Origin of the sequence: Paenibacillus auburnensis (assembly GCF_927798115.1) — a bacterium.
Taxonomy (GTDB): Bacteria; Bacillota; Bacilli; order Paenibacillales; family Paenibacillaceae; genus Paenibacillus_AQ; species Paenibacillus_AQ auburnensis.
The window spans coordinates 899,113-913,812 of record NZ_CAKMMG010000001.1 but is presented as its reverse complement, the minus strand read 5'-3'; the positions used below and the strand labels follow the sequence as shown (position 1 = coordinate 913,812).

Sequence of the window (14,700 nt, the reverse complement as noted above, 5' to 3'; positions counted from 1 at the left end):
TTTATGGATTACAGCAGCTTGATATTTCCATCCCTGCATTCCTGGAGAATCTGCTCGTTCCATACGGATGCTTGCACCTCTCCGATATGAGCCTTCTTCAGCAGGAACATGCATAATCTAGATTGTCCAATACCGCCTCCTATCGAGAGCGGAAGTTTGTCTTGGAGAATGAGCTGATGGAATTCAAGACTCTGCCTGTCTTCTTCTCCGGATAGCTGAAGCTGCTCCGCCAAACGCTGTTTATCTACACGTATACCCATAGAGGAGACCTCAAATGCCTGTTCCAGCACAGGATACCACAGTATAATATCTCCGTTCAGATTCCAGTCATCATAGTCCGGAGCACGGCCGTCATGCTTCTTGCCGGAGAGCAGCTCACCGCCAATTTGCATGATAAAAACAGCACCATAGCGTCTGGCGATTGAGTTTTCCCTTTCTTTCGGCGAAAGTTCCGGATACAGAACCTCCAGCTCCTGAGAGGTAATAAAATAGAGGGTTTCAGGGAGAACAGGCTCCAGTCCGGGAAATGCTTGAACCAAAAACTTTTCCGTGGCTTTGATGGCTTGAAAGATTTGAAGCGCTGCAGATTTCAAAGTATGAAGGTCACGCTGCTCAGGCAATATCACCTTTTCCCAATCCCATTGATCTACATAGATCGAGTGCAGATTGTCCTGAATTTCATCTCTTCGGAGAGCATTCATATTCGTATACAATCCTTCTCCCGCCCGGTATTGATACCGGTCTAAGGCCATCCGTTTCCATTTGGCCAGTGACTGCACAATTTCAAGCTGTCCGTCCGAAATATCGATCGCATCAAAGGAAATGATCCGCTCCACGCCGTTCAGATTATCATTGATCCCGTTTCCTTGCCTTACTATAAGCGGGGCTGATACTTTTTGCAGATTAAGTGAATGGCTTAATTCCTGCTCAAAGAACTCTTTCGTGAGCTTTATTGCTCTTTCAGTCTGATTCAAATTCAGTAAAGATTCGTAGCCTTTGGGGATGCTTACAGTAGGCATATTAGATTTTCCTCCAATGATCTCATATAATTTATGGGCAAGAGCCCTCGTAGTACCCATGTATTTTATGAGCAAGAAGAAAAAGGGTTACAGCCAAATTGGTTAACCCGCCAGCGCTTTGATCCCCTGTATGCAGAAATAGACCCCGAACCCGATTAATGAGGTGCCTGAAATCATTGAAATCCACTTCAGCATAGGATCATTCAAAAATCGCCGTAGCCCCGTTGTCAGGGAAGCAACTGTCAGATCCCAGAGCGCAAGCCCGAGAAATATCATACTGCTGTAAACTAGCAAGTGTGTGGTGCCATAAGCCGAAGCCGTTTTAGCCAGAATGGAGCCGTAAATGCCGAGCCAGAACAATATGGATAAAGGGCTTGTGATCGAGACCATAAAACCGGTCATAAAGCTTTTCGTTAACGACTCTTTATTGCGCATGGTTGCTTGAATATCGATTTTTTCAGCAGAAATAATACTTTCAACCCCTGAATACACCAGTACCAAGCCTCCAAAAAGCCATAGGAATATTTGAATTTCTGGCAAATTCAGAAACCGGACCATTCCCAGGTAAATAAGCAGCATAAAGATGCCGTCAGCGATCATCGAGCCGGCCCCGACACTCCACGCATTCCAGAATCCATTCTTGATTCCCTTGTCCAAACGTGCAGAATTTACCGGCCCCATGGGCGCGGCTAATGTTAAACCCAAGAAAATATAACTGAGCAGCAGCTGGACGCTCAACCTTCCTCACTCCCCCATAAAAGGTACTACCTTGTACACTTTATGTTTGGGAGCTGCGGATCATACATCTTGTACCTAAACAATGCCCATTTCGATGAGCTGCTTCTTTATTGAAGGGATCTGCTTAAATTGTTCCAACTCGTTTCTAAGAACGGGATCAAGATGATCAGTATGTATAACTAATTCAGGTTTTTGAGATATGTTTTCCAAAAGATTTATTAACACTAAAATGCCCTTTTCTCCGATATTCCTGGAACTTCTTAAGTGATTAACAGTAGTATCTATAGCCATTTCAAGTGTTGTAACCTGATTCTCCTTAAGGGCATTAAGTATTCTCGAAAGGCTTTTATCGTAAGGGGTTAATGAGGCGATACGCAGAAAGTGAATTGGGAAAGAGTAAAACACCTCTGCTACCGGAATGTAGAACTTGATAGGCATATTATCTTGGGATTCTGTCATTAATTCAGCTCCAATTAGAAATACATTTAAAATAGAATATTAGGATCAATCAGTTCTATATACCTCTTAAATACCATATAGAAACATTCTTTCTCCTCAATGCATCTCACAAAGATATCCCATAAGCCGCTATGCTGCTTATGGGATATCTTTGTGATGTTCCGAAGCTTAGCTTCTCTCGTGGCTTTTCTTCCGTAACCCTGCAAGTCCGAGTAAACCTAAAAGCCCTAACCAGCTCCAATTGGTGTCCCGGTCATTATCTCCAACTGCCTGGGCTCTGTAATTTCCATCCCCTTTAGCTGCTGTTGTATTCTGATTCCCCGTTACATTACCATTGTTTGTATTCAAGTTGCCATTGGTTTGGTTGACCACGAATCGTACTTGAGTACCCTGATTTGTCTGCTCCTGGTTTGCAAATGCCGGAATACTTAATACCAAACTAAGACAAACAACTGATGCGAATGCAGCAGCCTTCTTCATATGGTTCCCTCCAGATTGTTATTGGGCAGGCAGTACCCAAGGTTATTTTTCCCATCGATAACCTTCTTATCCATTAAGTTGAACAGGGAGTTGTTTTACATATGCGTCAGATTGCTTCATACGTTCAATGATTTTCTCATATTCAGATCTGTAGGGCGCAGTGTTTTTTATTTTTTTGAAGCTTTTTATGGAGGTCGCGGTCCCGTCCTCAAACCCTTTTTTACCGGGTATAAAGAGGATTTCATCATTTAAGAATGATCCGGTCGGCAAATAATACCGGACCCCTATTGTATTATGCTTTACATTCAGCAAATCCTGACCGAAAGCTGTGAATCCTAAGCTTTTCAAATCCATTCCCATAATGTTTGCAACTGTAGGGAGGATATCCGTTTGCCCCCCCGTAAGCTCAACTCTATGCCCCGAGTGTTTCCCCGGCAGATGAATAAGGAGCGGAATGTTTAGTGTGCTGATCTGCTTGTGATAACGGATGCCAAAGGTTTGGCTGATCTTCTCGGGATTATATTTCTTTTTGCTTAATCCGAAATGATCCCCATATACAACCAGTACACTCTGGTCCCAAAGCCCGGCATGTTTAAGCTTCTCAATAAAGGTGCCAAGTGCATAGTCCGCATAGTTAACAGCCGTAAGATAATTACCCAGTAGTTTTCCGTTCAGGTCCTTGTTTAACTTCAATCTCCTGCTGGCTTTAGGTATATTAAAGGGAGAGTGACTGGATACAGTAACCAGTTGTGCATAAAACAGCTTATTGTTTCTATGTAGCGACTGCAGCTTTTCGATAGCCACCGTATATAATTCTTCATCGGAGGCTCCATAGCGGTTAAAGATTTCTTTCTTAAAATAGGGTTTATCATAATACTTATCGAAGCCTAATGCCGGATACAGCCGGTTCCGGTTCCAAAAGCTTACCTCATTAACATGGAAAGTGTTAGCAATATAACCCTTGGCGTGCAGTAGCTTTGCTATGCTGGGAAGGTCACGGTCTGCGTACTTGGACGACATGGCCGGATCTCCTACAGGGTAAATAGAAGTGTTGCTCGTGAATTCGGCATCTGAGGTATTCCCCCGCCCTATTTGTGAAAAAACATTAGGGAAATAGAAGCTTTTGGCCGCTAGCTTATTTAAATTTGGAGTGACTTCCTGCCCTTGGACCGACAGATTCACAAGAAAATTTTGAAATGATTCAAGCTGAACTACAATCAGGTTATATCCGCTACCTGCACCGAAGTAAGCTTTTTGGCTGACCTTCTTATATTCAAACAGTTTGATTGGAAGCGGGCCGCCTAAAGCTTTGAATTTAAGATCAGCCATACTGAAGAGAAACACCATCAGCAGTATAGCCGTTCTCCGGAAGTATAATTTACGTAGCATTTGATTCCCTTTCTTTTGCTTCATGCTGCTTTGCTTATTGTGGTTCTTACAGCTGTAATTATGCAGCCACCAAATCCTATTGGGCTAAATGATCTAAATCCGGCTGCAATTTCGTACGCAGCATATAGAGCATGCTGGCACCGACAAGGAACGCGGCGACATCCGAAATAACTAGCGACCACACTACCCCGTGGAAACCGTTCATCCGGTTGGCGATATAGAGCACAGGGATCAGAGTAATGCCTTGAATGATTGACATTATAAAGGCGGCGGTCCCTTGTGCTGTGGCCTGAAAAATCCCCGTAAATAACGACGTCATTCCTGTAATGAACAAGGACAAAAACGTCACATGCAGAATATAGCTGCCCATTTCAATTAATTGCGGGTCATTCGTAAATAAACCAATTAAGTGGTCCGAGATCAGATAGACGATCACACCGAACACAACGGCTAAAGCGAAAATCGTTTTAATCGTGAATTGAATGGTATGCTTCATGCGCAATCTATTTGCTGTAAAAGAGAAGGCAATGAGCGGCACGACTCCTTCGCTTAAGCCCATCAGAATTAACTCGGGAAATTGCAGCAGACGCGAAGATAGTCCGAACCCTGCTATCGCCTGCTCCCCATACTGGACAAGATAACGGTTGAAGATGAGTGACATTGCACCCATGAATATACTCATCACAAAGACAGGTACGCCGATTTTGAAGACATTGCTCAGAATATCCTTGGAAGGCATGAATTGTTTGATTGAGATCGTTAAAAACCGGCTCTTATAGCCTATATGGTAGGTGTAATAAGCACTTGCAACCAGATTAGAAATGACCGTAGCAGATGCAACACCAATCACATCCCAATGGAAGACGAAGATGACTAGTGCATCAAGAATAATATTCACGACAACGCTAAGGAGCATACCTATCATTGATGTAATTGCTGCACCCTCCGAGCGTACGATATTCTCCAGCGTGAAGAATAATACGACGAATGGTGAACCTATAAGCATAATTGTGACATAGTCCTTGGTAAACCCGAAGGAGTCAGGCGTTGCCCCCAGGCCATGAACGATGGAATCGATGAGCGGAAGTCCAATAGCCATGGCGATAAGTCCGATAACTAAACTGCTGTAAAAAGCGAAGGAAGAAACATGCTTAACATCTGCATATCTTTTCTCTCCCAGCAGACGGGAGATGAATGCACTGCTGCCGACGCCAATCAAGTTGCCCAGCGCCATAATGACCGCGAATAACGGCAAGGTTAGTGCCAATGCGGTTAACATGGCAGTGTTATTAAGGGTACCAATGAAAAAAGCGTTTAAGATGGAATAGATGACGCTCATTGACGTGCCTAACATCATCGGTAAAGCGAAATGAGCGACTGCTTTTGCAATCGGTGCTTTTTCAAAGTAATGGAGATTTTCTGTATCCATGCGGGTCACCACTTTCTTCTGTTTTATCATTTAATTTTTGATCAAACAATTAGAATTCTAACTATAATTCGGGGATACATTCTGCCCAGTAACCCACTGAGCCGTAACGACATTGATGCCATTCATTTTTCAGTAAAAATAAGCGCAATTAAACAAGGGCACCGCTTAACGGCTTTAGGTAAGGCAGCGCTCTGCTGTTTACTATAAGTGGTTTGCTTACTTATCTTCCGGGTCCGGCGAATTTCTTCCATCCATGGAGGGCCGGCCAAATCCCTGCATACCGCTGCCGAATCCTTCCCCGCCAAACCCGGGGAACCCTCTGCTAAAGCGTTCGTCCCCGGAATTTCCCCACATTCTATGCATTTGTCCGCGCATGGACATTAGCTTTTCTAATTCCTCAGCACCAATACGCTCTTTAGCAGCCTCCAGCCAGCTCGCCATTTCGTCACGTTCTACTTCAGTTCCAAGTTCCTCCTCCAAAGCTGTAGTTACGCGTAAGAGATATTCCCCGAAGGTAACCTGCTCTTCCGGAGATAAGCATGAAAAGATGTCGCTGCTGTCTATTTCGTGTTCTTCTTCGGTTTGTCCTTTAGGTGTCAGATAAATCAGCATGATGCGTTTATCTGTTTCTGAGGGTTTACGGGTGATATATTCGGCCTTTTCCAATTTTGCCAGCAATTCATTGAGGGATGATACACGAATGTCCAGCATATAGGATAAATCTTTGGTGCTGATCGCGTCCTTCATCCTGAGAAACGCCAGTATCCGGCCTTGCCCGCGGGATGTATCAGCCATAGGGCCAACAGCGTTGTGTGTTTTAAAATGCTTCCTCTGCAAAAGCCACTGCAATTTAGCGAGTTTTTCGTACAATTCAGTATTCATGTTCTTAGTGGAGCCTCCTAATTCGGATTAATCAAATATTCTTACGGTACCTGTTGATTACGATTATAACGGTACCTGTTAGAAAAGTCAAAAACTTTTTACAGGTACCGTTAGGATATATTTTCGGTCTTCGTTTATATAGAAAACAGCAGCAGACCAAGACGCAAAGTCATGGTCTGCTGCTGCTGATTAGGTTGAACTATGAGGAAGCTCCCGGGAATCGTTAATGTGGAGAATTCATCATCGCATGCTTTACGATTACGCGGCGAATGAAGAATCCGGTACAGAGGCCGATTAATGTGACGATCATCGCGAATATGAACACATTCTGGGAGCCGAAGGTCAGTGCTTTTGCTAATTCGGCCTGTTCTGTCGGTGCGGTGGAACTATGCAAGTAAGTCTGCATGCCGCCAGTAAGAATACTGATCGCAACGGCTGTGCCGATCGCCCCAGCCACTTGCTGCAAGGTATTCATAATTGCCGTACCGTGCGGGTATAGCTCAGGGGGCAGCTGGTTTAGGCCATTCGTTTGCGCCGGCATCCATACCATAGAGATCCCAACCATAAGTCCGACATGCAGCGTCACCAGGAAAGCCACCGAAGATACAACGGATATACTGGAGAAAAACCATAATGCTGCAACAACAATAATGAGGCCTGATATGACAAGTCCTCTCGGACCATATTTGTCGAACAAACGCCCCATTCGCGGTGATAGAATACCGTTCAGTGCACTGCCCGGCAGCAGCATGAGGCCTGCGGCGAAAGCAGTTAGCCCCATACCGTTCTGCAGGAACATCGGCAGAATAATCATACTCGACAAGATGATCATCATGCATGCCAGCACCAGAACCAATCCAACGATGTACATAGGATATTTGAATACGCGCAGGTTCATCATCGGTTCACGCATCACATTCTGACGCAAGGCAAATAATACGAGCGCAATCAGCCCAATGATGATGGAGGACACGACAACTGCGCTGGTCCAGCCCCCTTCTCCTTCCCCTGCTTTGCTGAAGCCGAACACTACCCCGCCGAACCCGATTGTAGACAGTATGACAGACAATATATCGATGCGGGACTTCGTAACCTCGGTTACATTTTCCAAATACTTCAGTCCCACCAATAAACCCACGATCAAAAACGGAAGCGACAGCCAAAAAATATAATGCCAAGTGAAATATTCGATTAACAGACCTGCTACTGAAGGACCGGTTGCCGGCGCGAACATGATAACGAGTCCGACGAAGCCCATTGCCGCTCCGCGCTGCTCCGGCGGATATACGATAAGAATCGTATTGAACATCAGCGGTATCAACAGACCCATACCCACCGCCTGTAAGACGCGAGCCAGCATTAACATTTCGAAATTAAATGCGAGTGCAGCAATTAAAGTACCCACGATTGAGCTAGCAAGCGAAGCGATAAACAGCTGTCTGGTCGTGAACCTCTGCAGCAACCACCCTGTCATTGGCATCAGTATACCGAGCGTTAGCAAGAATCCTGTTGTCAGCCACTGAGCAGTCGCCGCGGATATTTGGAACACATCCATTAAATTACTTATCGCAATATTAAGGGCTGTTTCGCTGAACATGCCGACGAACCCGCAGATCAGCAGTGACGCCATGATAGCCCTCGTATTGTATTTTTTCATTATTCCCGTCTCACTCCTATGCACCGATTGCGAGATTTCGCTCAAGTCAGGTGATCATCTCCCCAATGAACTTGGTTCAGTCCCGGAGGATACTCTTCATCCGCAGATATTCTTCTTCCGTGATTTCACCCCTTGCAAATCGTTCATTTAAGATTCTCTCAGGCGTATTGTCACTAATACGTGATTCCCCTCCCCCCCTAACCCATTTTATTACCCAATAAACTACACCTAGTATCAGCAGAAAATTGATGACCAATCCAAACATACCGAACCCAAAACCATAACCCATCATCATATGGTTTCCTCCATTCACCGAACTAATGGGAGACGAACATGGACTGTAGTCCCCTTATGGATCTCACTTTCAATATAGATAGCTCCACTATGAGCATCCACAATTGCTTTTACAACGGCAAGACCTATTCCGGCTCCGCCAGTCTTCCGGTTCCGTGATTTCTCCCCGCGGTAAAAACGTTCGAAGATATAGGGAAGTTCTTCTTCAGTTATCCCCATCCCCGTATCGGATACAATAACAACGGCCTCTGTTTTCTCTTGGGACACTTCAATTTGAATCCGTCCAGAACTCGTATATTTATATGCATTGCTTATCAGATTTACGAAAACCTGAACCAGCCGCGAACGGTCCCCGGTGATCCAAACGTTATTTAAACTAATCAGGTCAGAAGAAAGTCCTTTCTGCCAAAACTGGCTGGATACAATATTTAACGACTCTTCTACAATCTCGTTAAGAGATACAATCTCAGTCTTCAACTGAATCATTGGATTCTCTGCATTAGCCAGATTTTCCAAATCACTGATAAGGCGGACTAGTCGCAGAGCCTGGTCATGGCACACCTGAAGCTTCTCCGGCGTCGGTTCCCAAATGCCATCCTGAAAGGCTTCCAAATGGCTTTGTATCGTAGCTATGGGCGTCCGAAGCTCATGTGCCACGTCGGCGGTCAGTGTTTTCCGAAACTGCTCTTGCTTTTCAAGTCCGTCAGCCAAATGATTGAGTGCACGCCCCACATCATCGATCTCCGTATTATGATTTAACACTTCAACCCGGGAAGTGAGGTCTCCCTGCCTCATTCGCGATGCAATATCTTTGATCTCTAAAAGAGGCTGGCTAATGCTTTTGGCCATATAGCGGCTAAACAGATACGTACCGGCTACAACGAGAAACATTGCGGCCCATAATAATATATTAAACATGCGCAGAAACTGCTGATTCAGACTCTGGGATGTTTTGTCCAAGGACTGAAATTCTAATGCCCCTACCTGATGATTGCCTTTAACAATTGCTTTTGTAATGGTGTCTTGCGTAGACTGAGATTTATGCATCGCCATTTGGCTAGTGTCCCAAATCAATTGACGGTCTATGTCATAGACACGAACGATATATTCATTGACCATCGCCTGGTGCGAAATGATCATCCATACGTTTGGATTCCATTGGCCGGCAGACTCATGATAAGCGTCTTTTAGGTTTTCCAGTAAACTTTGTATTTCCGCCTGTTCCTGGTTTTTCTGATATTGGCTGAATGAGACGTTCATTACGATGTTGACGAGCAGGACAATGGACAGAAGCGCAGCAAGAGCCACACCGGCATGGGATATAAGTAGCTTTCTGCTCAATCCGCCTCTATGTAGCATCTGAATTCACCAAGAATTTATACCCTACACCAAATACAGTACCAATAAAAAGAGAGTGCTTAGGGTCATCGCCAATTTTTTGTCTAATATTCTTAATATGAACATCGATGGTTCGCTCAAATCCTTCATATGAATCACCCTGGGTAAGGTTGACCAGTTCCAGTCGTGAGAACACCCTCTTGGGATGCTTCGCTAAAATTTCAAGCAGCTTGAACTCCATAAGGGTAAGGGATACGGCCTCCTTATTCATCCACACCTCATAACGCTCTAAATCCATTGTCAAAGAACCTTGGGCAAAGGACAGCCGTGATGTATTCCCTTGTTGCTGAGCGTTAGTTCTTCTTAATAGACTAATTACCCGAGCGAGCAGCTCTCTTGGGCTGAATGGTTTGGTAATATAATCATCGGCTCCGATCATAAGCCCGTTCACCATATCGTCTTCACTGCTTTTTGCAGTCAGCATGAGAATGGGAACGTTCGATGATTTGCGGACTATTCGGCATACTTCCTCTCCGGTCATATCTGGAAGCATCAGATCCAGCACGATCAGATCGGGCTGTAAGGTCTCAAAAAGATGGATCGCGCCTTTTCCTGTATCGGCTTCATACACTATATATTTATTTTTTTCCAAATAAGCCTTAATGACCTGCAGGATATTTTCTTCATCATCCACCACTAGAATTTTCACGGACTCATCACCTACTTTGTTTGTAAAAAATGAGATAGACCTCATTTCTTTGAGATCTATCTCATTTCTATGAGGTCTTATCTTATCATGATCGGTTTAGAAGTTCATCATACTCCCGCCATTGTGAGAATTTTGCATCATTCCTGACATTCCCGTTCCGGATGAAGTACTGCAATTGTCATGCATTTTCTTAATTTGTTCCTCTGACAGGTTGGGGTGCATTTGTTTGGCGAAGGGCAGCATTTTCTCAAAAAAGCCGCTGTCGTTATTATCATTGTTTGCTGTTGCGGCGTACGCACCAGCGGTTCCAACTCCCAAGACCAGTACCAATGCTGATAAACCAATCCACAATTTCTTCATTTGTATCTCCTCCTTATAGATACACTATATAAAAGAGTTATGAAGAACAAATTTGCAGCTTATGAAGAAGTTATGAAGCTGCAAAAAAATTATTAATTACAATTTTTCAATATACCCTTCTGTTCCATGTACCCGAATTTGTTGCCCGTCTTTGATCAATCGGGTCGCATTCTCCACTCCGACAACTGCTGGCAAGCCATATTCGCGTGCGATAACTGCTCCATGGGTCATCAATCCGCCAACTTCGGTGACCAGGCCTTTTATGGATACAAACAATGCTGTCCAGCTGGGGTCAGTAAAGGAGGTCACTAATATATCTCCATCCTCTAGATTAGCCTCTTCCATAGTGATAATGACACGTGCCCGACCTTCTATCACTCCGGAAGAAACAGGCAGACCTATAATTGCATCAGATGGTAAATCACCCCTTTTGTACTCACCTGTAATGATTTCACCATCAGACGTGATAACACGTGGCGGGGTTAGTTTGTCATATCGTTTGTACTCGTCTTTTCGTTTGGTGATTGTCTGATAATCCAGTTTACGGCTGCGGATGACTTCGTGAAGTTCTTCGAATGTAAGATAGTATATATCTTCTTGTTCATGAATAACGCCTGCTTGCACGAGTTGCCCGGCTTCTCTCAATAAGGCCTGCTTATAAATGAAGTATCGATTAACCATGCCATATTTGGGATATTCTCTATACCCGCTGAAATTACGGATACGGTCGATCATTACTTTGGTTTCTTTGGCTTTTTGCGCACCATCCGGCAATTGCTGCAATCGCCCTAATAACTCTTGCTCTTTGGTCAGAGCTTCCTGTCGACCCTGCTCAAATTTCCGAATGCCCGCATTAGGCTCAAGGTTCTTAATGTTACCCAGAAGGATTGGGATAAGTATAGCGGGTTGTTCGCTCCAGCGGGTTCTGGTAATATCGATTTCTCCGGCACATCGCATTCCGTATTTACTGAGATAATCATTCAAAGCGTCTTGGACTTCCCGTCCGCCCTCAAGCTTAACCAGTTCATCCATGAAATTATTTTCTTTAACCTGCTGTAGATAATCAATAACTTCCGGATATGGCCGAATCACATCTGCGACTTCTAATAATGCAAGGCCCATTTCCGAAGTAATATTACCTGGTACAGATTGAGATAGCGTATCTGCTGCGTTTGTTTCACCTAACCATTCGTTCATCTTTTCATTGATCCATAACGCAGCATCCATCGCAGCTTTAATTACAGCTGAACTTTGCTTGTCAAACAGAATCTTCTTCAACTCTTGTATGTCCTCTTGAATAAAGTCCATTAATTCTGATCCGGACTTCGTTTGGATAGTTTGTTTCAATGTTTCTATTGAGGTTTGGGTGTTTTTAATCAAATCGGGTACGATTGCCGGATCAATTTCACTCCGGGCTTGAAGACCAGAGGACATATCTGTATTGTTTTTCGGGGGACTTAGCGTGTCCTTATCATTTCTTGGCCGTATTTTAATAAAATCCCGCTTTAGTATAGTCGAGATTGCATCATGAATGAGCGGCTCATGTTGCCCAAAGGTATGTAATAACTTGTCCCGGCTTTCCGGTGAAGCCAGCATTTGTGTAACATCAACAAATAACCTTCCACCCGCTTGATAACGGGGTCCAAAGGAAGAGAGCTGGAAAATCGACATTCCGAGTGGTTTCAAAGGGTCCGTCATCATTTGCTGATGACCGACAGATACGTAGACGTGATTATCCGGATCATTTGCTTCCGGGATCGGGTATAATGTAGTGATGGGCCGGCTCTGGACAATATAAAAGATATCCTGCTCCAGACACCACTCGATATCCTGCGGGCAACCCATATAAGCCTCGATCTGTCTTCCGGTGCGTGCGAGTTGTAAAATTTGTTCATCCGTAAGTGTTTGCATCTTCTGCAGTTCGGGAGTGATCTCACGGATCACTGTTCCGCCTTCTTTTAACCCATAAATCTCCAGTTTCTTAGCTGCTATCCGTTTATTAACGATTTCCTCTCCCTGTACTTTATAGCAATCAGCAGATACCAGGCCTGAGACCAATGCTTCGCCCAGTCCAAAACTGGCATCTATGGAGAGCAGCTTTCGGTTAGAAGTAACCGGATCAGCGGTAAATACAATTCCTGAGGCCTGCGGGAAAACCATCCTTTGGACGATAACAGATAAGTAAACTTGATGATGGTCAAATCCATTTTGTATACGGTAGATTACCGCGCGTTCTGTAAATAGAGAAGCCCAGCATCTACGGATATGCTGCAGGATTGACTCTTTACCGATGATATTTAGATAGGTGTCATGTTGACCGGCAAAAGAGGCGTGCGGTAAATCCTCAGCAGTAGCACTGGAACGCACTGCATAAGCGAGTTCTTCGCCAAGCCGGGAGAGCCGGAGAGTAACTTCTTTCACAACATCAGAAGGAATTTCGATTGTCAAAATGATTTCCCGAATCTCCCTGCTGATTTCATCAATCTGATCCCTATTATCTGCGGTAAGCATGGTTAGCCGGTTCAGTAAAGCATGATACGGTCCGTTATGTTCGAGAGCTTGTTGAAATCCCGCTGTTGTAACACAAAAGCCTTCGGGCACCTGTATTCCTTCAATTTTTGATAATTCCCCTAAATGGAGCCCTTTTCCGCCAACGAGCAAAAGCTGCGTACTGTCCACTTCCTCAAAACCGATAACCAAAGCACTCATACACATCTCTCCTAACGATTAGATTGCGAAAAAAATTTGCCGAGAGTTTACCTGCATATTGTCTAAAGCTTCAGGCAGACGACCGCTTTTCCCTTTACAGAACCATTTCCAAGATCCTGAATCGCCTGGGCTGCCTGATGTAACGGGTACTGCCGGTCAATAACAGGTGTGACTTGGCCTGATTCGACAAGCTCTTTCCAAACCAGCTGATCTCCGTGATTGGGTTTATGGACGAGCACCTTTACCTTCTTCTTTTCAAGCAGAGAAACTAATGGAGCCCACAGCAGATTCATGATAATCCGTGCCATGGGGCCTCCGATCATGACATAGGCGCCACCCTTGCTTAGTGCGCGCTTCAAGCTGAAAATGGATTTGTTTCCGACTACATCAAGAATCAAATCATATGTTATACCTTTTGCTGTGAAATCTTCTTGCGTATAATCTAGCACATGATCCGCACCTATAGCACGTAGTATATCCAGTTTCCCGGTGTTATCAACTACGGTCACTTCTGCCCCGTGCAATTTGGCGTACTGGATTGCAAAGGTCCCGACTCCGCCGCCTGCTCCATTAATGAGAACGTGTTGCCCGCTTTGTAAATTCCCCGCATCACGTAGGCCCTGCAAGGCAAGTACGGCTGCTTGGGGAATGGATGCTGCCTCTATAAAGCTTATTCCTGCAGGTTTTGGTGTCAATGCTTCCTCGGCAGCACATACATACTCCGCAAATCCGCCCCAGCCGCAGCCGGAAAGATCACCAAAAACCTCATCCCCTGGTTTAAATCGTGTAGCAGCCGCTCCAACCGCAATGACCTTCCCGGCAATATCTGCCCCGAGGATCCGGTAACGTGGGGTGCGGAACGCTCCAAGCCGGTTTATGAACGGTTTCCCGCGCAGGAGGTCCCAGTCCCAGGAGTTCACTGAAGCCGCATGGACTTCGATTAACACTTCATGATCCTTGGGATCAGGGATATCTACCGATTCTATCCGCAGGACTTCTGGTGTTCCATAGGAATCATAGACCATTGCTTTCATTGAGCCATGTTCTCTCATGTTCATTCTCCATTCGATCGGATTTGGGGAATTAATCTATAGTTTCATATTAAATTAATTCCGTTAATATTCATAATTTAGCTAATCTTTCTAGGGATTCATACGAATCATCCAGGAAAATGTTCCCACCCATGACACCTCAAAAAGCCCAAGTACCGGCTACGCCGTTCCATTGGGCTTTTGAA

At 44.7% G+C, this 14,700-nt stretch carries 14 protein-coding genes; all 14 read right to left on the bottom strand.

The annotated features are described in order from the left end of the window. Nucleotides 1–8: 8 nt before the first annotated feature. Nucleotides 9–1,019, bottom strand: coding sequence for an aspartate--ammonia ligase (asnA, locus tag L6H70_RS04115; RefSeq protein ID WP_236330036.1), 1,011 nt, complete (start codon nt 1,017–1,019; stop codon nt 9–11). A 102-nt stretch (nt 1,020–1,121) separates the two neighbouring features. Beyond that, complete coding sequence (locus tag L6H70_RS04110) at nt 1,122–1,757, bottom strand: LysE family transporter (RefSeq protein ID WP_236330034.1); 636 nt, start codon at nt 1,755–1,757, stop codon at nt 1,122–1,124. Nucleotides 1,758–1,832: 75 nt separating this feature from the next. Next, nucleotides 1,833–2,216: a hypothetical protein gene (locus L6H70_RS04105; RefSeq protein WP_236330033.1), complete on the bottom strand. Its 384-nt coding sequence runs from the start codon at nt 2,214–2,216 to the stop codon at nt 1,833–1,835. 168 nt (nt 2,217–2,384) lie between these two features. Continuing rightward, nucleotides 2,385–2,696, bottom strand: a complete 312-nt coding sequence (locus L6H70_RS04100; protein ID WP_236330031.1) for a WGxxGxxG family protein — start codon at nt 2,694–2,696, stop codon at nt 2,385–2,387. Between the two features lie 66 nt (nt 2,697–2,762). Continuing rightward, on the bottom strand, nt 2,763–4,085 hold the full coding sequence (locus tag L6H70_RS04095) for an LTA synthase family protein (protein ID WP_236330029.1): 1,323 nt from the start codon (nt 4,083–4,085) through the stop codon (nt 2,763–2,765). A gap of 76 nt (nt 4,086–4,161) precedes the next feature. After that, nucleotides 4,162–5,514 (bottom strand): MATE family efflux transporter, encoded by a 1,353-nt coding sequence (locus tag L6H70_RS04090; protein ID WP_236330027.1) that lies wholly within the window; start codon nt 5,512–5,514, stop codon nt 4,162–4,164. A gap of 216 nt (nt 5,515–5,730) precedes the next feature. Continuing rightward, nucleotides 5,731–6,396 carry a MarR family winged helix-turn-helix transcriptional regulator gene (locus tag L6H70_RS04085; RefSeq protein ID WP_236330025.1) on the bottom strand — a complete coding sequence of 222 codons (666 nt, stop codon included), beginning with the start codon at nt 6,394–6,396 and terminating at the stop codon, nt 5,731–5,733. A gap of 223 nt (nt 6,397–6,619) precedes the next feature. Continuing rightward, complete coding sequence (locus tag L6H70_RS04080) at nt 6,620–8,053, bottom strand: MDR family MFS transporter (RefSeq protein WP_236330022.1); 1,434 nt, start codon at nt 8,051–8,053, stop codon at nt 6,620–6,622. Nucleotides 8,054–8,129: 76 nt separating this feature from the next. Further along, nucleotides 8,130–8,348 carry an SHOCT domain-containing protein gene (locus L6H70_RS04075; RefSeq protein WP_236330021.1) on the bottom strand — a complete coding sequence of 73 codons (219 nt, stop codon included), beginning with the start codon at nt 8,346–8,348 and terminating at the stop codon, nt 8,130–8,132. Nucleotides 8,349–8,362: 14 nt separating this feature from the next. Next, nucleotides 8,363–9,655: a sensor histidine kinase gene (locus tag L6H70_RS04070; protein ID WP_236330020.1), complete on the bottom strand. Its 1,293-nt coding sequence runs from the start codon at nt 9,653–9,655 to the stop codon at nt 8,363–8,365. Between the two features lie 40 nt (nt 9,656–9,695). Then, nucleotides 9,696–10,439 (bottom strand): response regulator transcription factor, encoded by a 744-nt coding sequence (locus tag L6H70_RS04065; protein WP_236330018.1) that lies wholly within the window; start codon nt 10,437–10,439, stop codon nt 9,696–9,698. 51 nt (nt 10,440–10,490) lie between these two features. Further along, nucleotides 10,491–10,754, bottom strand: coding sequence for an FAD/FMN-containing dehydrogenase (locus tag L6H70_RS04060; protein WP_236330015.1), 264 nt, complete (start codon nt 10,752–10,754; stop codon nt 10,491–10,493). 96 nt (nt 10,755–10,850) lie between these two features. Next, entirely contained in the window at nt 10,851–13,463 is a 2,613-nt protein-coding gene (gene ppsA / locus L6H70_RS04055) for a phosphoenolpyruvate synthase (RefSeq protein ID WP_236330013.1), read from the bottom strand. Nucleotides 13,464–13,525: 62 nt separating this feature from the next. Beyond that, a complete protein-coding gene (locus L6H70_RS04050) occupies nt 13,526–14,515 on the bottom strand; it encodes an NAD(P)-dependent alcohol dehydrogenase (protein WP_341482694.1) in 990 nt (329 codons plus the stop codon). Between the last annotated feature and the right edge of the window lie 185 nt (nt 14,516–14,700).

Excerpts from the sequence above, each read along its gene's own strand:
- asnA (WP_236330036.1), bottom strand. The coding sequence starts at position 1,019 with ATGCCTACTGTAAGCATCCCCAAAGGCTACGAATCTTTACTGAATTTG.
- L6H70_RS04105 (WP_236330033.1), bottom strand. The coding sequence starts at position 2,216 with ATGACAGAATCCCAAGATAATATGCCTATCAAGTTCTACATTCCGGTA.
- L6H70_RS04100 (WP_236330031.1), bottom strand. The coding sequence starts at position 2,696 with ATGAAGAAGGCTGCTGCATTCGCATCAGTTGTTTGTCTTAGTTTGGTA.
- L6H70_RS04095 (WP_236330029.1), bottom strand. The coding sequence starts at position 4,085 with ATGCTACGTAAATTATACTTCCGGAGAACGGCTATACTGCTGATGGTG.
- L6H70_RS04090 (WP_236330027.1), bottom strand. The coding sequence starts at position 5,514 with ATGGATACAGAAAATCTCCATTACTTTGAAAAAGCACCGATTGCAAAA.
- L6H70_RS04085 (WP_236330025.1), bottom strand. The coding sequence starts at position 6,396 with ATGAATACTGAATTGTACGAAAAACTCGCTAAATTGCAGTGGCTTTTG.
- L6H70_RS04080 (WP_236330022.1), bottom strand. The coding sequence starts at position 8,053 with ATGAAAAAATACAATACGAGGGCTATCATGGCGTCACTGCTGATCTGC.
- L6H70_RS04075 (WP_236330021.1), bottom strand. The coding sequence starts at position 8,348 with ATGATGATGGGTTATGGTTTTGGGTTCGGTATGTTTGGATTGGTCATC.
- L6H70_RS04065 (WP_236330018.1), bottom strand. The coding sequence starts at position 10,439 with ATGAGGTCTATCTCATTTTTTACAAACAAAGTAGGTGATGAGTCCGTG.
- L6H70_RS04060 (WP_236330015.1), bottom strand. The coding sequence starts at position 10,754 with ATGAAGAAATTGTGGATTGGTTTATCAGCATTGGTACTGGTCTTGGGA.
- ppsA (WP_236330013.1), bottom strand. The coding sequence starts at position 13,463 with ATGAGTGCTTTGGTTATCGGTTTTGAGGAAGTGGACAGTACGCAGCTT.
- L6H70_RS04050 (WP_341482694.1), bottom strand. The coding sequence starts at position 14,515 with ATGAGAGAACATGGCTCAATGAAAGCAATGGTCTATGATTCCTATGGA.